This window comes from Actinotalea subterranea, assembly GCF_008364845.1.
Classification (GTDB): domain Bacteria; phylum Actinomycetota; class Actinomycetes; order Actinomycetales; family Cellulomonadaceae; genus Actinotalea; species Actinotalea subterranea.
In genome coordinates, this window is sequence record NZ_VTTP01000002.1 from 395,102 (window position 1) to 419,250 (window position 24,149).

The window sequence follows — 24,149 nt, forward strand, 5'->3', positions numbered from 1 at the left end:
GCACGCGTGCCGCTGGCCGGTAGGTTTCGGGACGTGCCCAGCGACGCCTCACGACCGCCCACGCTCGCCGACGTCGTCGCCGTCCTCGACCGCCGCTACCCGCCCGCGACCGCAGAGTCGTGGGACGCGGTCGGCACGGTCTGCGGTGACCCCGACCAGCCCGTCCGCAAGGTCCTGCTCGCGGTCGACCCCGTTGCCGACGTCGTCGACGAGGCCCTCGCGTGGGGCGCCGACCTGCTCCTGACGCACCACCCGCTCCTGCTGCGGCCCGTGCACTCCGTCGCGGCGACCACCTACAAGGGCGCTCTGGTCCAGCGGCTCATCCGAGGCGGGTGCGCGCTGCACAACGCCCACACCAACGCCGACGCCGCGAGCGGCGGGGTCGCCGAGGCGCTCGCACGCGCCGTCGGCCTCGTCGACCTCCGACCCCTGACGCCGCTGCCGACGCCCGCGCTCGACAAGCACGTCGTCTTCGTCCCCGTGGAGGCCGCGGACGACCTCGTCGACGCGATGTCCGCCGCCGGGGCCGGCGAGCTGGGCGCGTACAGCCGGTGCGCCTGGACGACCACCGGCCGAGGGACGTTCCGGCCGGGTCAGGACGCGAACCCCGCCGTGGGCACCCCCGGCGTCGTCGAGCAGGTCCACGAGGCTCGCGTCGAGATGGTCGCGCCGCGCGGCCTGCGCGACCGCGTCGTGGCCGCGATGCGGCGGGCACACCCGTACGAGGAGCCCGCGTTCGACGTCCTCGAGCTCGCGACGAGCGCCGGGAGCACCGGCATCGGCCGGGTCGGTGCGCTCGCCGAGCCGACGACGCTGCGGACCTTCGGCGAACGGGTCGCCGCGGCCGTCCCGGCGACCGAGCAGGGCGTGCGCCTCGCCGGTGACCTCGACGCGCTCGTGCGGACCGTCGCCGTCGTCGGCGGCTCAGGCGACTCGCTGTTCGACGCCGTGCGGGCCAGCGGCGCCGACGCGTACGTGACCGCAGACCTGCGGCACCACCCCGCGTCCGAGCTGCGCGAGCGTGCGGCGTTCGAGGCGGAGCGCGCCGGCCGCCCGCGCGGGGACGGTCGCCCCTTCCTCGTCGACGTCGCCCACTCCGCCAGCGAGTGGCTGTGGCTGCCCCAGGCCGCCACCGACCTCATGGCCGACCTGGCGGCGACCCACCCGGGCACTACGGTGGAGACCCGTGTGAGCACCCTGCGCACCGACCCCTGGACGGCCCGCGTCGCGTCGCCGGCCGCCCACCCCGCATCCGGAGGACCGCTCTCGTGACTACCGCCCCCGTGGCCGACCAGCTCCGTCTCCTCGAGGTCCAAGCCCTGGACACGCGCGCGTCGCAGATCGCGCACCAGCGGCGCACGCACCCGGCGCACGCCGCGGCGACCGAGCTCGCGTCCCAGCTCGCGGACCTCGAGTCCGCCCTCGTCACCTCGCGGACTGCCGCGGGCGACCTGCGCCGCGAGCTCGCCAAGGCGGAGGCCGACGTCGAGCAGGTCCGCACGCGTGCCCAGCGGGACCGGGCGCGCCTCGACTCCGCAGCGGTCAGCGCCAAGGACGCCCAGGCCCTGACGAGCGAGCTCGAGGCGCTCGCACGCCGCCAGGCAGCCCTCGAGGAGATCGAGCTCGAGGTCATGGAGCGGCTCGAGGCGCACGAGTCCGCGCTCGCCGACGTCACCCGCGCGCGTGACGAGATGCTCGAGAAGCAGCAGTGGGCCGCCCGCCAGCTCGAGGAGGCCCTCGCCGAGCTCGACGCCCAGGCCGCGGAGCTCGCGGTCGAGCGCGAGAAGCGCGCGGTCGGCCTCGACGCGGGCCTCGTCGCGCTCTACGACCGGTTGCGCGGGCAGCTCGGCGGGCTCGGTGTCGCGGCGCTGCGTGGCCGGCGCTGCGAGGGCTGCCGGCTCGAGCTCAACCCGAGCGACGTCGCCCAGCTCAACGCCGCCGCCCCCGAGCAGGTGGTGCGCTGCGAGGAGTGCGGGCGCATCCTCGTGCGCAACGCCGAGGCGGTGCGACCCGCCGACGCCGCCCGATGACGGACCTCGTCGTCGAGGCGGACGGCGGCTCCCGCGGCAACCCCGGGCCGGCCGGCTGGGGAGCCGTGGTGCGTGACGCCGCCACGGGTGCGCTCCTGGCCGAGCGTGCCGGGTATCTCGGCGTGGCGTCCAACAACGTCGCCGAGTACTCGGGCCTCGTCGCGGGGCTCGAGGCCGCGCGCGCGATCGACCCGGAGGCGCGCGTCGAGGTCCGCATGGACTCCAAGCTCGTCGTCGAGCAGATGAGCGGCCGCTGGCAGATCAAGCACGCGGACATGAAGCGGCTCGCCGCGGTGGCCGCGGCCGTGCTGCCCGCCGACCGCGTGACGTACACGTGGGTACCCCGCGCGCAGAACGGTGCCGCGGACGCCCTCGCGAACGAGGCGATGTCGTCGCGCGGCGGCGTCGTGCGTGACCACGACGTCCCGGCGCCTGGGGACGTCACCGGCCCCGGGGACGCGGTGCAGCCGGCGGGTGGCACCGACGTGACGCGTGCCTCGCACCGGGCGCGCCGGCCGTCGGGCGCCGCCATGCGGTTCGACGACGAGGAGCCGCTCACGGTGGTCCTCGTGCGGCACGGCGAGACGCCGATGACGACGAGCAAGGCGTACTCGGGGTCCTCCGTGCCCGGGCCGCCCCTGACGTCGACGGGCCGCATCCAGGCGGCGCAGGCCGCCGACCTCGCCTTCCGCATCGGTCGCGACCTGTGGCCCGACGTCCCGCACCCGAGCGAGCTCGTCGCGTCACCGATGGTCCGGACCCAGGAGACCGCAGGTGCGGTCGGACGGCGCCTCGGGCTACCCGTCCACGTCGACGAGGCGTTCGCCGAGTGCGACTTCGGTGCGTGGGAAGGTCTCGTCGCGGACGAGATCGAGGAGCGGTGGCCGGGGGACCTCAAGCGCTGGCACGTCGACGCCGCGTTCCCTGCACCGGGCGGCGAGTCCATCGAGGACGTCGGTGCCCGGGTGCGCGCCGGCCTCGAGCGGCTGCTCGTGGGTGGGGTCGACCGCACGGTGGTCGTGGTGTGCCACTCCGTCGTGATCCGGGCCGCGATCGGCGTGGTGCTCGGGGCGCCCTCCTCGGTGTGGGCGTCCGTGCGCGTGGGCCCGGCGTCGGTGAGCATCGTGCGGCTCTGGGCTGACGGCGAGCGCGAGGTGGCCGTCGTCGGGATGCCGACCGACCTCTGACGCGGGCGATGCTCGAGGCGCGCTCGGAGGTCCGGTGACCGCCCGCGTGCCGTGCCACCGCTCGTACGGCCGGTGACAGCCCGCGGCTCAGGCGACGACGAGGCCCAGCACCGTCGACCCGCGTGGGCCCGTGGCCAGGGTCGCCTCGAGCAGCTCCGTACCGACGAGCTCCCGGGCGGCGTCGAGCAGCTCCTGCGCCGTCGCGGGCTCGGGGCCGTCACGCGTCACGAGGTGGCGGGTCAGGACCCCGCGCGTGTGCTTGGCCCAGTGCGACACGACCGTCCGACGTCCTTCGGCCTCGCGCAGGACCGAGACCGTCACGTGCCCGGGGCCTCCCGGCGGCACGCGCCACGCCGCCGAGTACGCGGCAGACCGGCAGTCGACGACCAGCTCGCGCGCGGCGACGGCGTCGAGCTCGCGGGACAGCGGGCCCCGCCACGACGGCGCGAGGGGGCCGACGCCGGGCAGGTCGGTCGCCATCGACAGCCGGTACGCGGGGATCCGGTCGGCCGGCGAGACGACGCCCCAGAGCGCGGAGACCGTGCGGACCATGCGGTCGGCGCGCTCGCGCGCCGCGGCGTCGGGCAGCGCCTCCAGCCGTGCCGCCGCGTACAGGACACCCGTGTACACCTCGCGTGCGGGTGCGGCCGGGGCCGCGCGCAGGTGCACGTTGCGGTCCACCTCCGCGGCGAGCGACGGGCCGGCGCCGAGAACCGTGAGCGCGTCACGCCTGCGGCTCGCCCGCACGAGGGCCGTCATCACCCGCCTGCGGTGCGCCGTGAGCCGGGGGCTGCCGAGGGAGCCCAGGTCGAGCGGTGCGCCCGACGGCGGGGCGGCCTTGCCCTCGGACGGGGGGAGGAGGACGAGCACCGTCGCAGGCTAGTGGCCCGTCCCGACGGCCGGCGGACCCGCAGCCCGAGCCCGTGGGTGACGTCGGTCACCCCAGCCGGGCGCGGTAGCCTGGCGGTGGATGAGTCGGCCAGGCGGTCGCGTCGAGGGTTCGCCCTCGCCGAGGAACGTCCGGGCTCCGCAGAGCACGGTGGTGGGTAACACCCACCCGGGGTGACCCGCGGGAAAGTGCCACAGAGAACAGACCGCCACCGCTGCACGGCCACGGCCGGGCGGCGGGGGTAAGGGTGAAACGGTGGTGTAAGAGACCACCAGCGTGCCGGGTGACCGGTGCGGCTAGGTAAACCCCACCTGGAGCAAGGCCAGACAGGGAGCGTTCGAGGGCTGCTCGCCCGAGCTCCCGGGTAGGCCGCTGGAGGCGTGCGGCAACGTACGTCGTAGATGGATGGCCGCCACCCGCGCGTGGGCAACCGCGCACGGGGACAGAACCCGGCGTACCGGCCGACTCATCCGCCCCCGGGCCGCTGGCCGGCAGGGACGCGCGTCACCCCGCTCGTGGGCTTCGGCGGCTACGAGTGATCTCCCGTCGCCCCCAGGCGGGTCCCGGGTGCACAGCCACCCTGTGACGGGTAGATTGGGCGACGTCTGCTCCAGCGCCCGGACCCCGCTCTGGTGAAGCACCCAGGAAGCGATGAACCCGCCCATCGGCAACCCCGGTCCGCGGAAGCGCTCGGACACCAAAGGCGGAAGCCCATGCACGGAATCAACGGCGGACCGGTCGGCGGCATCACCGTCACCGAGACCCCGGAGTCGACCGTCGCCCACCTGTGGGGCGAGATCGACGAGGCGCTGCGCGACCAGGCCAGCAGCGCCCTGACGCGCGCGCTGAGCCGCGACCTGCCCGTCGTCCTCGACGCCGGCGAGGTCACGTTCATCGACTCGACCGGCGTGGCTTTTCTCATCCAGTTCCTGCGGATCGGGGGCGAGGAGGGCATCGAGGTGCGGCTCCTCAACGCGCCGGCGATCGTCACCGACGTCCTGACGATGCTGGGGCTCGGCCACATGTTCGAGGGCGGTCAGGTGCAGTCGACCGCCCGCGTCACCGGCAGCGACGAGGAGCCCCCGCTCGTGCGGAGCTGACGGCTCGCAGACGTGGCCCGGCCGGGCAGGGGGCGGCCGGAGCCGCGGTCACCGAGCGCGAGGCGCCCCGTCGGAGGGATCCGTCGGGGCGCGCCGCGTCAACCGCCGTGCCGGCGCAGGAGGGCGCGCTGCTCGCGATGCTGGGCGGCCTGCTCGGGGTCGGCCAGGCGTGGGTCGCTGACCTCCGCAGCCGTCGTCAGGGCGTCGAGGTACGCGCGGTCCGCAGCGAGCCTCGTACGCAGCCCCGCACCGTCGGTCGGCGCCCCGTGGCCCGGGACGAGGACGCAGACGTCCCACCGCTCGATCACGGCCTCGAGCGTGTCGAGCGTGGCCGCGTAGGTGCCCGCCGGGTCGGGGCCGGACAGGTCGAGGAGGGGCACCTCGCGGTCCGAGAGGAGGTCACCAGCCACGACGACGCCGACGTCCGGCACGACGAGCGCGGCGCTACCGGCGCAGTGACCTGCGTACGGGACCACGACCACCCGCCGCGCGCCTGCCCAGGCCAGCTCCGCCGCGCCGTCGGGCAGCGCGGTCAGCCGGCCGACGAGCGCAGGGTCGTGCCCGGGGGCATCGGCGTCGGCCTGAGCGAGCAGCGCGACCCGTCGGGCGGACGCGGTGCGCACGGCTGCGGGCGTCGCCCAGCGCGGAACGCCCGCCCACGACGCGTGCCACAGCACGTGGTCCCAGTGCGGGTGGGTCGAGAAGCCCGCCACGACCTCCCACCCGCGTGCCCGGATGTCGCGGGCGACGGCGTCGAGCTCGGCGACCGTCAGGCCCGGGTCCACGAGCAGGCACCGACCGTCGGGGTCGACGACCGCCGTCGTGGTCGTGCTCCAGCGGACGGCCGTCCACGTCCACACGCCCGGCGCGACCTCGGTCGGTCCGTGCCCGCCCGCGCGGGGCAGCCCCGGTGCTCCGCCGCCGCGGGCGTCACCCGCGGCGCGCGACGATGCGGCGGGCAGCTCGACGGTGCCCGCGTCGAGGTCGAGCCCCCAGGGCTTGTCCGCGTCGCCGGGCAGCACCAGGTCGTGGCGTTGCCGCTCCTGCTCGGCCTGGAGGTGGCGGACGCCGGGCTGGAACCCCGCGACGAGCTCGCCGAACGCGCCCGCGCCGCCACCGCCCGGACGTCGTTCGCGCGTACGGGTGCGCTGCGGCAGGCGCGCGACGACGCGGTCGGCGACCACGGCGACGACGACGGCTCCCGCGGCCACCGCGAGCCAGGACACCGCGTCCACGCCGGTGCCGCTCAGTCCAGGTGCGTCCCGCGGGCGGCCAGCGCTGCCGCCCCGACGATCCCGGCCGCGTTGCGCAGGGTCGCGGGCACGATCGGGGTCCGCAGGTCGAGGAGCGGGAGGAAGTGGTCGTGCTTCTTGCTCACGCCGCCGCCGACGACGATCAGGTCGGGCCACAGGAGGTCCTCGACCACCCGGAAGTAGCGCTGGAGACGCTCCGCCCACTGCTCCCAGTCGAGGTCCTCACGCTCGCGCGCGCTGTCGGCGGCGCGGCTCTCGGCGTCGTGCCCGTCGACCTCGAGGTGCCCGAGCTCGGTGTTCGGGACGAGCGTCCCGTCGACCACGAGGCACGAGCCGATCCCGGTGCCGAGGGTGACCACGAGCACGACCCCGTCGTGCCCGCGTGCCGCGCCGTAGAGGGTCTCGGCGTAGCCGGCAGCATCCGCGTCGTTGACGGCCAGCACGCGCCGTCCGGTCGCCTCCGCGATCACGCGGCTCACGTCCGTGCCGATCCACGAGTCGTCGACGTTCGCTGCGGACCGGGCGATGCCGTGCTGGATGACCGCCGGGAACGTGACGCCGATCGGCAGGTCGTGCGAGAGGTCGAACGAGTCGACGAGGCGCGCGACGGTCGCGGCGACCGCGTCAGGTGTCGCCGGCTGAGGGGTCGGGATGCGCACGCGGTCGGCGCTGAACTCGCCGACGACGAGGTCCACGGGCGCACCCTTGATGCCGCTGCCGCCGATGTCGATGCCGAAGGCGCCGGTCTCGGCCGCCGGGGGATAGGTCGCGTGGGTCATGGCAGTGTCAGGATCTCCGCTCCGGTCTCGGTCACCACGAGGGTGTGCTCGAACTGCGCGCTGCGGCGCCTGTCCTTGGTCACGACCGTCCAGCCGTCGTCCCACATCTCCCACTCGTGCGTGCCGAGGTTGAGCATCGGCTCGATCGTGAAGACCATGCCGGCCTCGATCGTCGTCGCGTACCCCGGTGCGGCGTCGTAGTGGGGCACGATGAGGCCCGAGTGGAAGCTCTCGCCGACGCCGTGACCCGTGAAGTCCCGGACGACGCCGTAGCCGAACCGCTGCGCGTACTTCTCGATCACGCGGCCGATGACGTTGATCTCGCGCCCCGGGACGACGGCCTTGATCCCGCGCATCATCGCCTCGTGCGTGCGCTCGACGAGCAGCCGTGACTCCTCGTCGACGTCGCCGACCAGGAACGTCGCGTCCGTGTCGCCGTGGACCCCGTCGAGGTACGCGGTCACGTCCACGTTGACGATGTCCCCGTCCGCCAGCACCGTCGAGTCCGGGATGCCGTGGCAGATCACCTCGTTGACGGAGGTGCACAGGGACTTGAGGAAGGGGACCTGGCGGGGGTGCGGCTGGTACCGGAGCGTCGAGGGGTAGGCGCCGTGGTCGCAGAGGAACTCGTGGCCGACCCGGTCGAGCTCGTCGGTCGTCACACCGGGGGTGACGTGCCGCCCGACCTCCTGCAACGCCTGGGCGGCGAGGCGGGAGGCGACGCGGATCCGCTCGATCGTCTCGGGGTCCTTGACCTCCGACCCCGTGAACGGCAGCTCACGGTCCTTGCCGACGTACTCCGGCCGTTCGATGTGCGCGGGCACCTGACGCAGGGGGCTGATGGTTCCGGGGACCAGGGTCCCCGTCGGCGCGTGCGCGGTGGGCATGCGTGGCAGTCTACGGATGCGGGCACCGGTGCGCGCCGCGGGGGTGTGGGCCTCCCGCGGGACTGGCCGGGTCGGTCATGTGACCGGCGTCGGGCGGCGCGGGTGTCTCGGTGGCCGGGGAGAGCGGCGGTGCCCACCTGCGACGAGCGACGGGGGATGCGGCGATGGGTGAGACCGAGCGGACGAGCGGCGGCGCGGCGCCGACGGGGGACTTCTGGTTCAACCCCGGCACGGGTGAGGTCGAGGAGGGTCGCGTCAGCCCCTGGACGGAGCGGATGGGCCCCTACCCCACCCGTGCCGCGGCGCAGGACGCGCTGCTCCGGGCCCGCGCACGCAGCGACGCCTGGGACGAGGACGACCGTCGCTGGAGCGAGGGCCGCTGACCCACGGGCGCTGACCGGCTGGCGCTGACCCGCGGACGTAGACCGGCTGGCGCTGACCCGTGCCGACGCGGACCCGCTCGACGCGCGGACGCGGACCGGCTCGAAGCGCGGACCGGTCCGCCAGCGAGCGGCGGGGCTCACTCGGAGAAGCTGTGCTCCGCGGTGGGGAACGCACCCGTGCGCACCTCGTCGTTGTAGGCGCGGGCCGCCTCGACGAGTGCCTCGCGCACGCGTCCGTAGCGCTTCGCGAAGCGCGGCGACCACGTGCTCAGGCCTGCCATGTCCGGCCAGACGAGCACCTGGCCGTCGCACGCGGGGCCGGCGCCGATGCCGATCGTGGGGATCGCGAGGATCTCGGTGATGCGCTCGGCGAGGGGCGCCGGGACCATCTCGAGCACGACGGCGAACGCGCCCGCCTCCTGGAGCGCGAGGGCGTCCTCCGACAGGCGCTCGGCGGCGTCGTCCCCGCGGCCCTGCACGCGCTTGCCGCCCAGCGCGTTCTCCGACTGGGGCGTGAAGCCCAGGTGCCCCATGACGGGGATGCCCGACGAGACGAGCAGGCGCACGTGCTCGGCGACGCGTCGGCCGCCCTCGAACTTCACGGCGTGGGCGCCGGCCTCCTTCATCAGGCGCACGGCCGTCGCGTGGGCCTGCTGCGGTGAGGCCTCGTAGGAGCCGAACGGCAGGTCCGCGACCACGAGCGAGCGCCGCACCGCGCCGGTCACGGCGCGCGTGTGGTGGATCATCTCGTCCACGGTGATGGGCAGCGTGCTGGTGTGGCCGTAGAAGTTGTCCGCGACCGAGTCCCCGACCAGCAGCACGTCCGTGCCGACCTCGTCGAAGATCTGCGCCGTCGGCGCGTCGTAGGCGGTGAGCATCGTGATCCGCTCGCCACGCTCCTTGGCCTCGCGCAGGTGGTGCACGCGCACGCGCTTGACGCGGGGTGCCTCGGGCGACGTCGGCGCACCTGGGCCGTCCCCGCTCGTGGTTCCGGTCGGCGCGGCGGTCATGCCGGACGTGGGCTCACTCATCGATCGTTCCCTTCGGCTCACGCCAGCGGCTCGTCACGGGCAGCCTACGGTCCCTGCCGAAGGCGAGGGCCGAGACCTTGGGACCCGGCGGGTACTGCCGACGCTTCCACTCGGCGCGGTCGACGAGCGAGAGGACCTTGTCGACGACCTCGGCGTCGAACCCGCGCGCGAGCAGCTCGTCACGACCCTCGGCGTGCTCCACGTACGCGTCGAGCACCTCGTCGAGGAGGTGGTACGGGGGCAGGGAGTCGGTGTCCATCTGGCCCGGGCTCAGCTCGGCCGACGGCGGCTTCGTGATCGAGCTCTCGGGGATGGGTGGGACCGCGCCGGCGTCGAGGGCAACCTGGTTGCGCCACCGGGCGAGGGCCCACACGCGCGACTTGTCGACGTCCTTGAGCGGGGCGTACCCGCCGACGGCGTCGCCGTAGATCGTCGAGTAGCCGACGGCGAGCTCCGACTTGTTGCCCGTGGCGAGCACGAGGTGGCCCTCGACGTTCGAGACGCCCATGAGGATCACGCCCCGGACGCGCGCCTGGAGGTTCTCGCCGGCGATGCCGGGCAGCTCCATCTGGCTGTGGAAGACGTCGACCATCGGCGCGATCGGCTGGACGCGGTAGTCGGCGCCGATACGCCGGGCGAGGTCCGCCGCGTCGTCGCGCGAGTGCTCGGACGAGTGCCCCGACGGCATCGAGATTCCGACGACGTTCTCCCCGCCCAGGGCGTCCGCCGCGATCGCGGCGACGAGGGCGGAGTCGATGCCGCCGGAGAGCCCCAGGACGACGGAGCGGAACCCGTTCTTCTCGACGTAGCCCCGCAGACCGGTCACGACGGCCGTGTAGACCTCCGCGTCCGGGTCCATCGGTTCCGCGAGGAGGCCGGGCCGGGGCGCCTGACCGCGCTCGGGCAGGTCCCACACGAGGAGGTGCTCGACGAACTGGGGTGAGCCGGCGAGCGGGGTGCCGTCCGCGGCGACGACGAACGACCCGCCGTCGAACACGAGGTCGTCCTGGCCGCCGACCATGTTCACGTAGGCGACGGGCGCCTTGACCTCGCGGGCCCGTCGGACGGCGAGGTCGGAGCGCACGTGGCCCTTGCCCTCCTCGTAGGGCGAGCCGTTGACGACGAGGAGCAGGTCGACGTCGGCCTCGTCCATCTGCGAGACCGGACCGCCGTCCTGCCAGATGTCCTCGCACACCACGAGGCCCACCCGTCGGCCGTCCACCTCGAGCACGCACGGCTCGGAGCCCGGCGCGAAGATGCGGTACTCGTCGAACACGCCGTAGTTGGGCAGGTGGTGCTTGTCGTACGTCGCGACGACCTCGCCCCGGCGCAGGGCGACGGCGCGGTTGGTCGCGCGTCCCGTGGCGGTGCGGCCGAGCGTGCCGACGACGACGGTGACCTCGCCGAGCCCGCGGTCCACGAGCTGCGCCGCGAGCTCGGTGAGCGTGCGGTCCGCGGCGCGGGCGAACGAGTCACGCAGCGCGAGGTCCTCGATGGGGTACCCCGTGAGCGTCATCTCCGGGAAGGCGACCAGCGTGGCCCCCTCCGCGGCCGCCGCCACGGTCCACTCGAGGACCGTTGCGGCGTTCTGCTCGAGGTCCCCCACACAGGTGTCCACCTGGGCCAGTGCGATCGTCAGCGGAGCCATGGCGGCAACCCTATCGAGGGTGTCGGACGCTGCACGCGGGCCGCGACGCGCACCCTCGGGGGCCCGCGTCGGACCGTTCACCGACCAGACACATGCGTACGGCAGGATGGCCCCATGGACAGGCAGCAGGAGTTCGTGCTCCGCACGGTCGAGGAGCGGGACATCCGCTTCATCCGTCTCTGGTTCACCGACGTCCTCGGGATCCTCAAGTCGGTCGCGGTCGCACCGGCCGAGCTCGAGTCCGCGTTCGCGGAGGGCATCGGCTTCGACGGCAGCGCCATCGAGGGGCTGACGCGCGTCTACGAGGCGGACATGCTCGCCAAGCCGGACCCGTCGACCTTCCAGGTGCTCCCGTGGCGAGGTGAGACGCACGGGACCGCGCGCATGTTCTGCGACATCCAGACGCCCGACGGCGAGCCCTCGCTCGCGGACTCCAGGTACGTGCTCAAGCGGGCGCTCGAGCGCGCGAGCGACAAGGGCTTCACGTTCTACACGCACCCCGAGGTCGAGTTCTACCTCTTCGAGAACCCGGCGGAGCCGGACCAGCCGCTCGTCCCGGTCGACTCGGGCGGGTACTTCGACCACGTGCCGCGCGGGACGGGCCACGACTTCCGCCGGGCCGCGATCACGATGCTCGAGTCCATGGGCATCTCGGTCGAGTTCTCCCACCACGAGGCCGGGCCCGGCCAGAACGAGATCGACCTGCGGTACGCCGACGCGCTGACGACGGCCGACAACATCATGACGTTCCGCACGGTCGTCAAGGAGGTCGCGCTCGAGCAGGGCATCTACGCCTCGTTCATGCCCAAGCCGCTCGCGGACCACCCCGGCTCGGGCATGCACACCCACCTGTCGCTGTTCGAGGGGGACCGCAACGCGTTCCACGAGCCGGGTGCGCCCCTCGAGCTCTCGGCCACGGCGCGCAAGTTCATCGCCGGCCTGCTGCACCACGCGGCGGAGATCACGGCGATCACCAACCAGTACGTCAACTCGTACAAGCGCATGTGGGGCGGGGCCGAGGCACCGAGCTACATCTGCTGGGGCCACAACAACCGCTCAGCGCTCGTCCGGGTCCCGATGTACAAGCCGGGCAAGGGCAACTCGAGCCGCGTCGAGTACCGGGGCGTCGACTCCGCGACCAATCCGTACCTCGCGTACGCGCTGCTGCTCGCCGCCGGCCTCAAGGGCATCGAGGAGGGCTACGAGCTGCCCGACGGCGCGGAGGACGACGTCTGGGAGCTGACCGACGCCGAGCGCCGGGCGCTGGGCATCCAGCCGCTGCCGTCCTCGCTCGAGCAGGCCATCGCGATCATGGAGAAGTCCGAGCTCGTGGCCGAGACGCTGGGTGAGCACGTGTTCGACTTCGTCCTGCGCAACAAGCGCGAGGAGTGGAACGCGTACCGGCAGCAGGTCACCCCGTTCGAGCTGAAGCGGTTCCTCTCGGTCCTGTGACCGCCGACGGGGACCCGGGGCGGCGCACGGGAGGCCTGCGCACGCAGCTGACCCGGCTCGGCTTCACCGACCCGGGCCGGGCGGCGAGCCTGCTGGAGGACCCTGACCTGCGCGCGCTCGCCGGCCCGCTCGAGGGGGCGACGCTGGTCGAGGAGATCGCGACGGCGGCGTCGCCCGACGACGCGCTGCTGGCCCTGACGCGGCTCGCCACGGCGGCGATCGGTGCGGGGGAGGCCCGCCGCGCCGAGCTGCGTGCGCTCCTGCTCGAGCCCGGCCGAGCCGGTGCCCGCGCGCGGCTCGTCGCCGTCCTCGGTGCGTCGACCGCGCTCGCCGACCACCTCGTGCGGCACCCGGAGGACGTCGACGTGCTCGCCGAGCCGAGCCCGATCGGCGCGGACGTGCGCACCGTCCGGGCGGAGATCCTCGCGGCGGTGGGGGCGTCGGGGGACGACGCCGCGCCGGTCGCGACGCGTGGCGGGCAGGACGGGACGGACGCGATGCGCCGTGCCTACCGGCGGCGGCTGCTCATGATCGCTGCCGCCGACCTCGTCTCGTCGGAGCCGCTGACCCTGCTCCCCGCCGTCGCGGCCGCGCTCGCCGACCTCGCGGGCGCGGCGCTCGAGGCCGCGCTCGCGCTGGCCCGGGCCGAGCAGGACGACCACGGCCGGTGCGTGCACCTGGCGGTCATCGGCATGGGCAAGTGCGGCGGACGCGAGCTCAACTACGTGTCCGACGTAGACGTCGTGTACGTCGCCGAGCCGGCGCCGGGGCACGACGAGCAGGAGGCCCTCGCGTGCGCGACACGGCTGGCCACGACGCTCGCGAAGGCGTGCTCGTCCGCGTCCGCCGAGCCCGCGCTGTGGCCCGTGGACGCGGCGCTGCGGCCCGAGGGCAAGAACGGGCCGCTCGTGCGCACCGTCGCGAGCCACGTCACGTACTACGAGCGGTGGGCCAAGACGTGGGAGTTCCAGGCGCTCCTCAAGGCACGCGTCGTCGCCGGCGACACGGAGGTCGGCCGCGCGTACACGGACGCGCTCGCGCCCATGGTGTGGAGCGCCGTCGAGCGTGAGAACTTCGTCGAGGACTCGCAGGCGATGCGTCGTCGCGTCGAGGACCACGTCCCCGCGGCGGAGGCGGACCGCCAGCTCAAGCTCGGGGTCGGCGGCCTGCGCGACGTCGAGTTCACCGTCCAGCTCCTGCAGCTCGTGCACGGGCGCTCCGACGAGTCGATCCGCAGCCCCAACACGTTGACCGCGCTCGCCGCCCTGTCCGCAGGCGGGTACGTCGGTCGCGACCACGCGGCACGCCTGGCCGTCTGCTACCGGTTGCTCCGCGCCCTCGAGCACCGCATCCAGCTGCACCGCCTGCGGCGCACGCACCTGATGCCCACGGCCGAGGCGGACCTGCGCCGGCTCGCGCGGTCGGTCGGGATCCGCACCGGTGGGGCGGACGCGGTCGTGGAGCGCTGGCGGACCGTGCGACGCGACGTGCGCCACCTGCACGAGGAGCTCTTCTACCGCCCGCTGCTCCCGGCGACGGCGAGCCTGTCCGCCGAGGACGTGAGCCTCGCGCCCGAGGCCGCGCGCGCTCGGCTGGCGGCGATCGGGTACCGGGACCCGGCGGGTGCGCTGCGCCACATCGCGGCGCTCACCGAGGGGCTGAGCCGCCGCGCCGCGATCCAGCGGCAGCTCCTGCCCGTGCTGCTCGGCTGGTTCGCGGAGGGGGCGGACGCCGACGCCGGTCTCCTCGCGTTCAGGCGGCTCTCCGACGAGCTCGGCACCACCCACTGGTACCTCAAGCTCCTGCGGGACTCCGGGGTCGCGGCGCACCGGCTCGCGCAGCTCCTGTCCACCTCGCGGTACGTCGCCGACGCGCTCGCGCGCTCGCCCGAGTCCGTCGCGTGGCTCGACGACGACGCCGAGCTCGCCCCGCGCGACCACGCGCGCCTCGCGGCGGAGGCGGACGCCGTCCTGACGCGGCAGGACGACCCGGTCGGTGCAGCGACGCTCCTGCGCGCGCTGCGTCGTCGCGAGCTCGCGCGCACGGCCGCGGCCGAGGTGCTCGGACGCAGCTCCGTGACCACCGCGGCGGCCTCGCTCACGGCTGCCGCCGACGTGGTGCTCGCGGGGGCTCTGCGCATCGCCGAGTACGAGGTCCGTCACGGCCCCGACGGCCTGCTGACCCGCAACGCCGTGATCGCGATGGGGCGTCTCGGTGGCCGTGAGCTCGGCTACGGCTCGGACGCCGACGTCCTGTTCGTCCACGACCCGCTGCCGGGCGTGGACGAGCCGGCGGCGCAGGCTCAGGCCGTGGCGATCGCGATGCGCGTCCGGTCCCTGCTCGGGGACGTCGGCCCGGAGCCGACTCTCGAGGTCGACGCCGACCTGCGCCCCGAGGGCCGCAACGGGCCGCTCGTGCGGTCGCTCGCCGCGTACGGCGAGTACTACCAGCGGTGGTCGTCGCCCTGGGAGAGCCAGGCGCTGCTGCGGGCGCGACCCGTCGCGGGCGACACGGGGCTGGGCGAGCGGTTCGTCGCGCTCGTCGACCCGCTGCGCTACCCGCCGGGCGGTGCCGACGCGCACGTGCTCAAGGAGGTGCGTCGCCTCAAGGCGCGCATGGAGGCCGAGCGGCTGCCCCGCGGCGTGGACCCCGCGCGTCACCTCAAGCTCGGCCGGGGCGGGCTGAGCGACGTGGAGTGGACGGTGCAGCTGCTCCAGCTGCGGCACGGGCACGACCACGCGGGCCTGCGGAGCCCGTCGACCCTCGAGGCGCTCGACGCGGCGGCCGCCGCGGGGCTCGTCTCCGCCGAGGACGCGGCGACCCTGCGTGAGGCGTGGGTGCTGTCGTCGCGCCTGCGTGACGCCGTGGTCCTGTGGACCGGTCGGGTGGGTGGCGCGGCCGCCGACGTGCTTCCCCACGACCGGCGCGCACTCGGGGGCCTCGCGCGGCTGCTCGGCCTCCCGCCCGGGAGCGGTGGCGACGTCGAGGAGACCTACCTGCGCACGGGTCGGCGCGCGCGCGCCGTCGTCGAGCGGGTGTTCTACGGCGACTGAGCGGGGACGCGGCGCTCGCTAGAGGCCGCGCCGGGAGCCCTCGATCTTGGGGCACGTGTCGGCGACGACGACGAGGCCCGCCGCGCGTGCGCGCTCCTCGGCGGCCTCGTCGCGCACGCCGAGCTGGAGCCACACCGCGCTGGCGCCGATCGCGACCGCCTGGTCGACGACCTCGCCCGCGCGTGCGGAGTTCACGAAGACGTCGACGACGTCCACCGGGCCCGGGACGTCGGCGAGGCGCGCGTACCCCTGCGCGCCGTGGACGGTCTCGGCGCGCGGGTGCACGGGCACGATCTCGTGGCCGAGGCGTTGCAGGTAGGCCGCGACGCCGTGGGCCGCGCGGGACGTGTTGGTCGAGAGGCCCACCACGGCCCAGCGCGCGGGCTGCTCGAGCAGGTGGGTGATCGCGTCGGCGTCGTTCGGGGTCACCGCTCCAGCCAAGCACACGTCGCGGGTCGAGCCGTGCCGGGCGCCCCGGGGCGGGGAGACGGCCCCGCCGGCCGGGAGCCGGTCCGCCTCACCGGTCGAGGAGGTCGCCGTCCTCCTCGAGCCTGCGCAGCACCTCGTCCGGCGCGAGCTGGGTCATCCCCGGCCCCACCTCGTCCCAGTGCCGTGGCGCCGCGACGGCGGGACGCTCGCGTCCGCGCAGCGAGTAGGGCGTCACAGTCGTCTTCGCCGGGTGGTTCTGCGACCAGTCGAACCCGCGGGAGATAGGAACGACCGCCGGAGAGATGAGAGGCGAGACCCGGCCCCACTGACCGTGCTAGCGGGCGTGCCGGCGGTAGGGTCCATCCCATACGTCGCGTCGGACCTCGACCCTGAGATGAATCCCAAAATGCCCCTCGTTTCGAAGAGCACCTTCTCCAAGGCGCTGCTGAATATCGCCGAATGGGGCGATACCGACATCTTTCCATTCCCGATCGACAATCATTTCATGTTTGACTCCACTTCGGACATCGCGCAACTCTTGGAGTCGTCGGTGTCTGATCAGGATCTTGCGCTGTCGCAAGTTGAGCTTCGCCACCATTCGACGCTTTCGCCGGTTGGTTACGTCGGCTTCCGTTGGGCAACCCAGATAGAGCCCTACTGGAACGCGTATCTGCTGGGGCTTGTTCTACACCTGGGTGACAGAATCGAGGGTGCGAGAGTTCCTCGTGACCAGGAGGCGGTCTACTCATATAGACTCGACCCAGATTCTGCTGGCCTCTTCTGGGCGGAGGGGTGGAGAGCGTTCCAGGACCGCGGCCGCGTGCAGGCTGCGGCACACCGCTACGTGATCACGGCAGACGTCTCAGACTTCTATCAACGAATTTACCATCATCGAGTCGAGAACGCACTTCACGGCGTTGACCCGGGGCACAATGTGACGCGTCAGGTAATGGAGATCCTGAAGCGCCTCTCCGAGAACACGTCGTATGGCCTTCCGGTCGGAGGGCCAGCGTCACGGATTTTATCGGAACTCACCATTGACCAGATCGACCGTCTCATGATGAGCGAACTTCCGTCGGGCACGTACCTACGATACGCAGACGACTTCCGAATATTCGTAGATGACTTGCCGGCTGCATACCGCGTGATCGGCTCGCTCTCCGAGAAGCTCTTCAGGAACCAAGGGCTTTCCCTTCAGAAGAGCAAGACGCGGATCTTCACCGGCGAAGAGTATCTGAGCATCCTCGACCCTGTGGATCCACCGGAAGGGAGTGCCGCGCGCTTTCAGAAACTTCATCTCCACTTCGATCCATACTCTGACACGCCGGAAGCAGACTATCTCGAACTCAAGCAGCAAATGGAGGAGTTCGACATCCTCGATCTCCTACGAGCGGAACTCGCGAAAGGACAGGTACATGCTGGCCTAGTGAAGAGGCTGGTCCGTGCGCTGAAGTTCTTGGATGCAGAACCGCAGGAGCGCGCGATCCTCTCGCTGGTCGATGAAGGCAACTTCGCAAAGCTCGCTCCCGTGCTGCCGAACGTACTGGCCGCCATTCGTGACTGCCTGCGGGACCTACCGCCGGCCTTCCGTGCTTTGATCCATCAAACCCTTCGCGCCCGAGTCGAAGCTGGGCACCCTCTAACGACAATTGAACTCAATCTGCACTACGTAGTACGAGTCCTCGGGGAGGACCACACCCCAGAGAACGAGCGCTTTCTCGCATCGCTCTGGGATCGGCCGCACGGGTTCTCGGGCCGGCCCTCGCCTGGGATCCAGCGTGACATCACCTTGACATTCGCCCGTTGGGGGCTTCGCTACTGGCTGAGCAATCTGAAGCCGGTGTACGCAGAGCAGCATCCTTGGGTGAAGCGCGCCTTCATCCTGGCTTCCTACGAACTTGGCGATGAAGGCAGGCACTGGCGAGAGAGTCGAAAACATGCCTTCTCGCCTTATGACCGCTTGTTTTCACAATGGGTCGCAGAGAAGAAGCAGTTGCGCGCCTGGGTGATCCCAATATGATCTCCGCCAGAACATTCGCTCGAACTTCGAGCATCTGGAATTCACTGACCCCTACGATGGATTCGGTTACGCATTGGCTCAATGCGCGAGTGGAGCCCGTGGGTGCGCCGGTCCCTACGGTGGGTGGTGAGCCTGCGAACAACTCGTTGATAGCGGAGATTGCATTCGGCCTTGTCGCGGCCGACTGCGCCTTGCTCGTACCGATCGAAGCAAGTGTCGAGGCGAGAGTACGCGAATACCTTAATCGCTTCCGTTCGCACCCGCCCGGTGACGTCGACCTCGACGACGACGAGCAGCAGGAGTGTGTTGCGCTGGCGAAGAGTCTCAGATCCCTGTTGGACGGATTGGGGCCAGTGGAGTTCTACCCTCTCGTCCCAGGTTGTGGAGTGGTCGACGCAGCTCGTGCCGACGTCACTTTCGGCTCGGCGCTCGGAGAAGTGAAGTCGGTATCGAGACCGTTCCGGGCATCCGACCTCAAACAACTCTTGACCTACTGCGCCATGGCCCACGCGGCTGGAGGAGGATACGACGAGGTGGTCCTCCTAAATCCTCGGCGCGGAACCCGCGTTGCCGTGTCGACGGAGTTCTTGTGCAGGGCTACCAGCGGCTTAACGAGTACGGAGTTGTTCGACGAGATCCAGCGCGCGATGGTCGGTCTTCAAACCTCGGGTTAGGCTTGAGGCCCTTCGTGGTGCTAGCGAGAGTTCACCTCACCGGCGGTAGTGGCTGGGGCTGGAGTACGGACGCGAAGAGGTCCCCGTGCTCGTCCAGGCGCCGCGCGAGGCCGCGAATGGTGATTGCGTCCGGGCGGAGCGCGGGGTCATCCAGCTCATCCCAGGTGATCGGCGCAGACACCGGAGCGCCGGGGGTTGCGCGCGGGCTGTACGGGGCGACGAGGGTCTTGTTGACGGCGTTCTGCGTGTAGTCGAGGCGAGCCAAGCCGTCACGGCCGCGCACCTCCCAGCGCCAGCTCACCAACTCCGGGACGACCGCGCCGATGGCGCGCGAGACGGCCTCCGCCCAGGCACGCGTCTCGTCGAAGGTCGGCCCCGGCTCGATGGGAACCCAGATCTGGATACCCCGCTTGCCCGTGACCTTTGGGCTTGCTGTGACGTTGAGGTGGGCCAGGGCGTCGCGGTGCAGCTTCGCCAGGAGGAGGACATCTGGCCACGCAGTCGCCGTTCCGGGGTCGACGTCGAAGAGCACGTAGGTGGGCAAGTCCGGGGCGCTGGCCAGTGACGTCCACGCGTGCCACTCAAGCGCCCCGAAGTTGGCTGCCCACACCAGCGTTGCCGGCTCGTTGACCAGGAGATGGGTTCGGGGCGCCTCTCCGTCCCTGGGCTCCACCCACCGGGAGACCCAGTCGGGTGCGTGTGCCGGGACCTCCTTGTGCCAGAAGCCGGCGCGCGCCGCACCGTCTGGGAAGCGGTGCATGTTGAGGGCACGTCCCCGTAGGTAGGGCATCAGAGTCGGTGCGATGGCCGCCGCGTAGTCGAGCAACTCCCGCTTCGTGACGGGTGCCTCGTCCCCCCTACCGGGGAAGAGGATCTTGTCTAGGTTGGAGACGCGGAGGTCGCGGCCATGCACCCGCCACGTTCCGCCGGCACGCAGTTCGGTGAGTGCCTCGTCCACTGCATATCCCTCCGTTCGGTGCATCGCTGCAGGTCAGGCCCGGTTCCTTCCCCACGCTCTAGTGCTCTCTGGTAGCCTTTTGCGACCAGTCGAGGAGCACCTTGCCGGGCCGCAGGGCGCGCTTCATGTTCGCGAGGACCCGGTCCGGGTGCGCCTGGGCGAGCTCGTACGCGACGGTGCGTGCGTACTCGCGGATCTCGACCGCCGTGCGGCGCCCGTCGAGCGGCGCGTAGAGCTGCATGCCCTTGCTGCCGCTCGTGACCGGGTAGGTCGTGGTGAGACCGTCGTCGGCCAGCCGGTCGGCCACGACATGCGCGAGGTGGGCGCACTCGTCGAGGCCTGCGGGCGGCCCGGGGTCGAGGTCGATCACGAGCCGGTCAGGCTTGCGCAGCCCGCCGCGCGGGCCCACGCGCCACTGCGGGGTGTGCAGCTCGACGGCCCCCTGGTTCGCCGCCCAGACGAGCCCTGCGAGGTCGTCGATGAACGGGAAGTCGACGACGGTGCCCTCGTCGTCGGTCCCCGGGCTCGCGTGGAGCCGCTGGTGCCGGACCCACGGGGGCGCGCCGCGCGGGATGTTCTTCTCGAAGAACTTCTCGCCGTCGACCCCGCCCGTGAAGCGGATGCGCGTCACCGGTCGGTCCTCGAGCTGGCGCAGGATCGCCGGCGCGACCCGCGAGTAGTAGTCGACCATCTCGGCCTTGGTGAAGCCGGTCGACGGGTAGAGCACCCGGTCGAGGTGCGTGAGCTTGAGCCGTCGGCCGTCGACCTCGACCCACTGGGGGCCTCGTCGGGGCTCACGGGCGCACCGACGGGGCATCGGCGGCTGTCGGTCGGGGCGTCACGGGACCTCCCAGGGGTCGACGGCTGCGTCGGTGCGCAGCGCGAGCACGACGGGCTGGCGAAGGCGTCCGCCGTTCATCCGGTGCAGGTAGCGGACGTCGACGCCGACGCGCGGCTCGCACCAGGTCACGCCTCGCGCGTCCTGCGCGGGCACCTCGTCCTCGAGCGGCGGGCCGGGGCGTTCGAGGCCCGTGAGCTCGCGCACGAGGTCGGCACCGCGCCGTCCGGCGAGACCGCTGCCCGCCTTGCCGAGGTAGCGCCAGCGCCCCTGCTCGTCCGGGGCGCCGAGCAGCACGGCACCGAGCCGTCCACCCGGGTCGGCGACCCCGCGCGCGCCGCCGGACCGGCCGAGGCCCTCGGCGCGCCACCCGACGACCGCGGCCGTCCGGGTCGCGCGGTGCGCCGCCTTGACCCAGTCCGACGAGCGTCGGCCCGGCTGGTACGTGGACGTGCGGCGCTTCGCGACGACGCCCTCGAGCCCGTGCTCGAGCGTCACCGCCCACAGGTCGTCGCCGTCGGGGTAGACCGGGGAGAGCAGCGCGCGGTCCGGCAGCGTGACCCGCTCGAGGATCGCGCGCCGCTCGTCGTACGTGCTCCGGTGGACGTCCACCCCGTAGAGGGTCAGCACGTCGAACACGACGTACGTCGCCGGGGTGCGCGCCGCGAGCCGTGCGGCGCGGGCGGGGTCACGCACGTTCATGCGCTCGGCGAGGGCCTCGAACGACGGGGTCCCGCCCGCCATGACGACCACCTCGCCGTCGAGCACGGCGCCCTGCACGTCGGCCAGCGCGGCCAGGTCGGGGTAGGTCACCGTCACGTCCCGGCCGGAGCGCGCCCGCAGGCGCAGGGTCCCGCTCGTGGTGTCCGCGAGGACCCGGACGCCGTCCCACTTGACCTCGTAGGACCACTCCGGACCGCGCGGGAGCGCAGATCCGACGGGCGCTCGGGTAGCGAGCATGGGCTGCACGGGTCCATCCTGCCCAGGAAGGTGCCGACCGGCACCCAGACCGCGCGCGTCGTCCTCCAGGTGCGCGAGCACGTCCGGGGACCCGGCCGACCCCGCCCCGGGGCCCGGCACACGGAGGTGGGCGAGTGCGCGCAATCTGGAAGGGCGCGGTGGCGTTCGGTCTGGTCAACGTGCCGGTCAAGCTCTACGCGGCCACGGGTGAGCACAGCGTCCCGCTGCACCAGGTCCACCGCGACGACGGCGGGCGGATCCGGTACCGCAAGGTCTGCTCGGTGTGCGGCGAGGAGGTCGGCATCGACGCGATGGCCAAGGGCTACCAGACGGACGACGGCGGGATGGTCGTCCTCACCGACGAGGACCTCGACGAGCTCCCCCTGGCGACCGAGCGCGAGATCGCGGTCGAGGAGTTCGTCCCCGCGGAGCAGGTCGACCCGATCATGCTGGCCAAGACGTACTACCTGGAGCCGGAGAAGACCGCCGCCAAGCCGTACGCCCTGCTGCGCGAGGCGCTCAAGACGACCGACCGCATGGCCGTCGTCAAGGTCGCGCTCCGGCAGCGCGAGTCGATGGCCGTGCTGCGGGTACGGGACGACGTGATCTGCCTGCAGACCCTCCTGTGGCCCGACGAGGTGCGCGAGGCCGACTTCCCGATCCTCGACACCGACGTCCAGGTGCGGCCCCAGGAGCTCCAGATGGCGTCCTCGCTCGTCGAGTCGCTCGCCGCGGACTTCGACCCGTCCGCGTTCGAGGACTCCTACCAGGCGGCGCTCGAGTCGCTCATCGAGGCGAAGGTGACGTCCGGGCGGACCGTCCAGGTGGCCCAGGCGACCGAGGACGAGGGGGAGCAGGGGGGCGAGGTCGTCGACCTCCTGTCGGCCCTGCAGCGCAGCGTCGAGAAGGCGCGCGGTGCGCGGGCCGGGGGAGCGGCGTCGCGTCCGGCCGGGGCCGACGGGAGCCCGGCCGCTGCGGCGTCGGGCGGCTCGTCGCGTCCGAGGAAGAGCGGGGGCGCGGCGTCGGCTGGGGGTGCGAAGGCCTCGCGGACGAGCACGCGGTCGGCCGGCACGAGCACCGACGAGGCGGGCACCGACGAGGCGAGCACGGCCAAGACGAGCACGGCCAGGACGAGCACGGCCAGGACGAGCACGGCCAAGGACAGCACGGCCAAGGCGAGCACCGGCAGGTCGAGCACGACCCGGGCCGGCGCCAAGGCGACGACGGCCGAGGCCGCGCGCGGGTCGGCCGGCTCGACGGCGTCAGGTTCCCGGAGCGCGGGCGGCTCGGCCAAGGAGCCCGCCGCGAAGGCGTCGACGGCACGCTCCACGGGCACCCGCGGGTCGGCGGCGTCGTCGACGCCCGCGAAAGCCAAGGCGTCAGGTGGCCGGGCGAGCAAGGCAGCGGATGCGGAGCCCGCGAAGAAGGCGACCGCGCGCCGTCGGGCCTCCTGACCCGTGGCACGAGGCGCGGGGGACGGCCGACGCGCGGAGGTCGTCGACACCCTGCACCGGATCGCGTTCCTCCTCGAGCGGCAGCAGGCCTCCGAGTACCGCTCGCGTGCGTACCGGTCCGCGGGTGACGTGGTCGCCGGGCTCGAGGACGTCGAGTGGGCCACGCACGTCCGGGACGGGGCGTGGCAGCAGCTCGCGGGCGTCGGGGCGAAGACGGCCGACGTGATCGCGACGGTCCTGCGCGGGGGCACCCCGGAGGTCCTGGCCGAGCTCGAGCGGGACCTCGGCGCCCGCCTCGACGCGGCGACCGCGCCCGGGCGCGCGCTGCGGGAGGCGGTCAGGGGCGACCTGCACGCCCACACCGACGCGAGCGACGGCGGAGCGCCGGCTCAGGACATGGCCCTCGCGGCCGTGGAGATCGGCCACGAGTACCTCGCGCTCACCGACCACTCCCCGCGGCTGACGGTCGCGAACGGCCTGTCGGCCGCGCGCCTGCGTGCCCAGGTCGAGCGCATCGGAGCCATGAACGGGGTCCTGGCACCGTTCCGGCTCCTGACCGGCATCGAGGTCGACATCCTCGACGACGGGCGGCTCGACCAGGAGGCGGACCTCCTGGCGTCGCTCGACGTGGTGGTCGCCTCCGTGCACTCGAAGCTGCGCATGGAGCGCTCCGCGATGACCCGTCGCATGGTCGCGGCCGTGCACGACCCCGCGACCGACGTCCTCGGTCACTGCACGGGGCGGCGCGTGCGCGGACGCGAGCGCCCGCAGAGCGAGTTCGACGCGGCCGAGGTGTTCGCGGCGTGCGCCCGACGGGGCGTCGCGGTCGAGGTCAACAGCCGGCCGGACCGCCAGGACCCGCCCGACGACCTCATCGCGCTCGCGGCGGACGCGGGCTGCCTGTTCGCGGTCGACTCGGACGCGCACGCACCGGGCCAGCTCGACTGGCTCGTCGACGGCTGCGACAGGCTGGCCGCCCACGGGGTCGAGGCCGAGCGCGTCGTGACGACGTGGCCCGTCGAGCGGCTGCTCGAGTGGACGGGCCGGCACCGACGGGCCTGAGCCCGACGGCGCCGAGGCGGCGTTGACACGGTTGCACCTCGCGTGCCACTGTGGAGGCCGTC

The 24,149-nt window shown here is 72.9% G+C and carries 22 protein-coding genes and 1 other RNA gene; 12 read left to right on the forward strand and 11 right to left on the reverse strand.

The window, feature by feature from the left end; genetic code table 11:
• Positions 1-33: 33 nt before the first annotated feature.
• From FZ988_RS04795 to FZ988_RS04805, 3 genes are read left to right on the forward strand one after another with little or no spacing between them, the layout of a single operon-like run.
• Positions 34-1,272 (forward strand): Nif3-like dinuclear metal center hexameric protein, encoded by a 1,239-nt coding sequence (locus FZ988_RS04795; protein WP_149202857.1) that lies wholly within the window; start codon positions 34-36, stop codon positions 1,270-1,272.
• Positions 1,269-2,030, forward strand: coding sequence for a zinc ribbon domain-containing protein (locus tag FZ988_RS04800; protein WP_149202858.1), 762 nt, complete (start codon positions 1,269-1,271; stop codon positions 2,028-2,030). The genes FZ988_RS04795 and FZ988_RS04800 overlap by 4 nt, the downstream gene beginning before the upstream one ends.
• Positions 2,027-3,217: a bifunctional RNase H/acid phosphatase gene (locus FZ988_RS04805; RefSeq protein WP_149202859.1), complete on the forward strand. Its 1,191-nt coding sequence runs from the start codon at positions 2,027-2,029 to the stop codon at positions 3,215-3,217. The genes FZ988_RS04800 and FZ988_RS04805 overlap by 4 nt, the downstream gene beginning before the upstream one ends.
• Positions 3,218-3,304: 87 nt before the next feature.
• On the opposite strand, the gene FZ988_RS04810 is transcribed toward FZ988_RS04805, so the two are convergent.
• Positions 3,305-4,087, reverse strand: a complete 783-nt coding sequence (locus FZ988_RS04810) for a YaaA family protein (protein ID WP_149202860.1) — start codon at positions 4,085-4,087, stop codon at positions 3,305-3,307.
• 101 nt (positions 4,088-4,188) lie between these two features.
• Between FZ988_RS04810 and rnpB the strand changes: the two genes are divergently transcribed.
• Together rnpB and FZ988_RS04820 are read left to right on the forward strand one after the other, a co-directional pair.
• Positions 4,189-4,579, forward strand: an RNA gene (rnpB, locus tag FZ988_RS04815) — RNase P RNA component class A.
• A 240-nt stretch (positions 4,580-4,819) separates the two neighbouring features.
• Complete coding sequence (locus FZ988_RS04820; protein ID WP_149202861.1) at positions 4,820-5,206, forward strand: STAS domain-containing protein; 387 nt, start codon at positions 4,820-4,822, stop codon at positions 5,204-5,206.
• Between the two features lie 98 nt (positions 5,207-5,304).
• Here FZ988_RS04820 and FZ988_RS04825 read toward each other — a convergent pair whose 3' ends face one another.
• The 3 genes from FZ988_RS04825 to map are packed head-to-tail and all read right to left on the reverse strand — an operon-like array spanning position 5,305 to position 8,125.
• The gene (locus tag FZ988_RS04825; RefSeq protein WP_149202862.1) at positions 5,305-6,441 is read right to left on the reverse strand and encodes an MBL fold metallo-hydrolase; all 1,137 of its coding nucleotides are present in this window, start codon (positions 6,439-6,441) and stop codon (positions 5,305-5,307) included.
• Between the two features lie 11 nt (positions 6,442-6,452).
• Positions 6,453-7,238, reverse strand: a complete 786-nt coding sequence (ppgK, locus tag FZ988_RS04830) for a polyphosphate--glucose phosphotransferase (protein ID WP_149202863.1) — start codon at positions 7,236-7,238, stop codon at positions 6,453-6,455.
• On the reverse strand, positions 7,235-8,125 hold the full coding sequence (gene map / locus FZ988_RS04835) for a type I methionyl aminopeptidase (RefSeq protein ID WP_149202864.1): 891 nt from the start codon (positions 8,123-8,125) through the stop codon (positions 7,235-7,237). The genes ppgK and map overlap by 4 nt, the downstream gene beginning before the upstream one ends.
• A gap of 164 nt (positions 8,126-8,289) precedes the next feature.
• Here map and FZ988_RS04840 point away from each other — a divergent pair, with 164 nt between their 5' ends.
• Complete coding sequence (locus FZ988_RS04840) at positions 8,290-8,508, forward strand: SPOR domain-containing protein (protein WP_149202865.1); 219 nt, start codon at positions 8,290-8,292, stop codon at positions 8,506-8,508.
• Between the two features lie 137 nt (positions 8,509-8,645).
• Here FZ988_RS04840 and panB read toward each other — a convergent pair whose 3' ends face one another.
• The gene (panB, locus tag FZ988_RS04845) at positions 8,646-9,518 is read right to left on the reverse strand and encodes a 3-methyl-2-oxobutanoate hydroxymethyltransferase (protein ID WP_149203087.1); all 873 of its coding nucleotides are present in this window, start codon (positions 9,516-9,518) and stop codon (positions 8,646-8,648) included.
• Between the two features lie 13 nt (positions 9,519-9,531).
• Positions 9,532-11,187: an NAD+ synthase gene (locus FZ988_RS04850; protein WP_149202866.1), complete on the reverse strand. Its 1,656-nt coding sequence runs from the start codon at positions 11,185-11,187 to the stop codon at positions 9,532-9,534.
• A 114-nt stretch (positions 11,188-11,301) separates the two neighbouring features.
• On the opposite strand from FZ988_RS04850, the gene glnA reads away from it, so the two are divergent.
• Both glnA and FZ988_RS04860 read left to right on the forward strand, forming a co-directional pair.
• On the forward strand, positions 11,302-12,639 hold the full coding sequence (gene glnA / locus FZ988_RS04855) for a type I glutamate--ammonia ligase (RefSeq protein ID WP_149202867.1): 1,338 nt from the start codon (positions 11,302-11,304) through the stop codon (positions 12,637-12,639).
• Positions 12,636-15,692, forward strand: a complete 3,057-nt coding sequence (locus tag FZ988_RS04860) for a bifunctional [glutamine synthetase] adenylyltransferase/[glutamine synthetase]-adenylyl-L-tyrosine phosphorylase (RefSeq protein ID WP_246169214.1) — start codon at positions 12,636-12,638, stop codon at positions 15,690-15,692. The genes glnA and FZ988_RS04860 overlap by 4 nt, the downstream gene beginning before the upstream one ends.
• A gap of 18 nt (positions 15,693-15,710) precedes the next feature.
• On the opposite strand, the gene FZ988_RS04865 is transcribed toward FZ988_RS04860, so the two are convergent.
• Together FZ988_RS04865 and ligD are read right to left on the reverse strand one after the other, a co-directional pair.
• Positions 15,711-16,121 (reverse strand): CoA-binding protein, encoded by a 411-nt coding sequence (locus FZ988_RS04865; RefSeq protein WP_149202868.1) that lies wholly within the window; start codon positions 16,119-16,121, stop codon positions 15,711-15,713.
• 88 nt (positions 16,122-16,209) lie between these two features.
• The gene (gene ligD, locus FZ988_RS04870) at positions 16,210-16,425 is read right to left on the reverse strand and encodes a non-homologous end-joining DNA ligase LigD (RefSeq protein ID WP_342781153.1); all 216 of its coding nucleotides are present in this window, start codon (positions 16,423-16,425) and stop codon (positions 16,210-16,212) included.
• Positions 16,426-16,527: 102 nt separating this feature from the next.
• Here ligD and FZ988_RS04875 point away from each other — a divergent pair, with 102 nt between their 5' ends.
• Both FZ988_RS04875 and FZ988_RS04880 read left to right on the forward strand, forming a co-directional pair.
• Positions 16,528-18,141, forward strand: a complete 1,614-nt coding sequence (locus FZ988_RS04875) for an RNA-directed DNA polymerase (protein WP_188078971.1) — start codon at positions 16,528-16,530, stop codon at positions 18,139-18,141.
• An 89-nt stretch (positions 18,142-18,230) separates the two neighbouring features.
• Positions 18,231-18,815, forward strand: a complete 585-nt coding sequence (locus FZ988_RS04880; RefSeq protein ID WP_149202870.1) for a hypothetical protein — start codon at positions 18,231-18,233, stop codon at positions 18,813-18,815.
• A 31-nt stretch (positions 18,816-18,846) separates the two neighbouring features.
• Here FZ988_RS04880 and FZ988_RS04885 read toward each other — a convergent pair whose 3' ends face one another.
• Genes FZ988_RS04885 through FZ988_RS04895 form a run of 3 tightly spaced genes read right to left on the reverse strand, consistent with a single transcriptional unit; the run spans position 18,847 to position 21,571 of the window.
• Positions 18,847-19,773, reverse strand: a complete 927-nt coding sequence (locus tag FZ988_RS04885; protein WP_188078972.1) for a DNA polymerase domain-containing protein — start codon at positions 19,771-19,773, stop codon at positions 18,847-18,849.
• Between the two features lie 58 nt (positions 19,774-19,831).
• Complete coding sequence (locus FZ988_RS04890; RefSeq protein ID WP_149202871.1) at positions 19,832-20,590, reverse strand: DNA polymerase domain-containing protein; 759 nt, start codon at positions 20,588-20,590, stop codon at positions 19,832-19,834.
• A gap of 21 nt (positions 20,591-20,611) precedes the next feature.
• Positions 20,612-21,571, reverse strand: coding sequence for an ATP-dependent DNA ligase (locus FZ988_RS04895; RefSeq protein ID WP_149202872.1), 960 nt, complete (start codon positions 21,569-21,571; stop codon positions 20,612-20,614).
• Positions 21,572-21,705: 134 nt separating this feature from the next.
• Here FZ988_RS04895 and ku point away from each other — a divergent pair, with 134 nt between their 5' ends.
• Together ku and FZ988_RS04905 are read left to right on the forward strand one after the other, a co-directional pair.
• The gene (ku, locus tag FZ988_RS04900) at positions 21,706-23,025 is read left to right on the forward strand and encodes a non-homologous end joining protein Ku (protein WP_149202873.1); all 1,320 of its coding nucleotides are present in this window, start codon (positions 21,706-21,708) and stop codon (positions 23,023-23,025) included.
• A gap of 3 nt (positions 23,026-23,028) precedes the next feature.
• The gene (locus FZ988_RS04905) at positions 23,029-24,087 is read left to right on the forward strand and encodes a PHP domain-containing protein (RefSeq protein ID WP_149202874.1); all 1,059 of its coding nucleotides are present in this window, start codon (positions 23,029-23,031) and stop codon (positions 24,085-24,087) included.
• The last annotated feature ends 62 nt before the right edge of the window (positions 24,088-24,149 follow it).

What these genes read in the sequence shown, in the direction of transcription:
- FZ988_RS04805 (WP_149202859.1), top strand. Translation starts at nt 2,027, where the DNA reads ATGACGGACCTCGTCGTCGAGGCGGACGGCGGCTCCCGCGGCAACCCC.
- FZ988_RS04820 (WP_149202861.1), top strand. Translation starts at nt 4,820, where the DNA reads ATGCACGGAATCAACGGCGGACCGGTCGGCGGCATCACCGTCACCGAG.
- ppgK (WP_149202863.1), bottom strand. Translation starts at nt 7,238, where the DNA reads ATGACCCACGCGACCTATCCCCCGGCGGCCGAGACCGGCGCCTTCGGC.
- map (WP_149202864.1), bottom strand. Translation starts at nt 8,125, where the DNA reads ATGCCCACCGCGCACGCGCCGACGGGGACCCTGGTCCCCGGAACCATC.
- FZ988_RS04840 (WP_149202865.1), top strand. Translation starts at nt 8,290, where the DNA reads ATGGGTGAGACCGAGCGGACGAGCGGCGGCGCGGCGCCGACGGGGGAC.
- panB (WP_149203087.1), bottom strand. Translation starts at nt 9,518, where the DNA reads ATGACCGCCGCGCCGACCGGAACCACGAGCGGGGACGGCCCAGGTGCG.
- FZ988_RS04850 (WP_149202866.1), bottom strand. Translation starts at nt 11,187, where the DNA reads ATGGCTCCGCTGACGATCGCACTGGCCCAGGTGGACACCTGTGTGGGG.
- glnA (WP_149202867.1), top strand. Translation starts at nt 11,302, where the DNA reads ATGGACAGGCAGCAGGAGTTCGTGCTCCGCACGGTCGAGGAGCGGGAC.
- FZ988_RS04875 (WP_188078971.1), top strand. Translation starts at nt 16,528, where the DNA reads ATGCCCCTCGTTTCGAAGAGCACCTTCTCCAAGGCGCTGCTGAATATC.
- FZ988_RS04890 (WP_149202871.1), bottom strand. Translation starts at nt 20,590, where the DNA reads ATGCCCCGTCGGTGCGCCCGTGAGCCCCGACGAGGCCCCCAGTGGGTC.
- FZ988_RS04895 (WP_149202872.1), bottom strand. Translation starts at nt 21,571, where the DNA reads ATGCTCGCTACCCGAGCGCCCGTCGGATCTGCGCTCCCGCGCGGTCCG.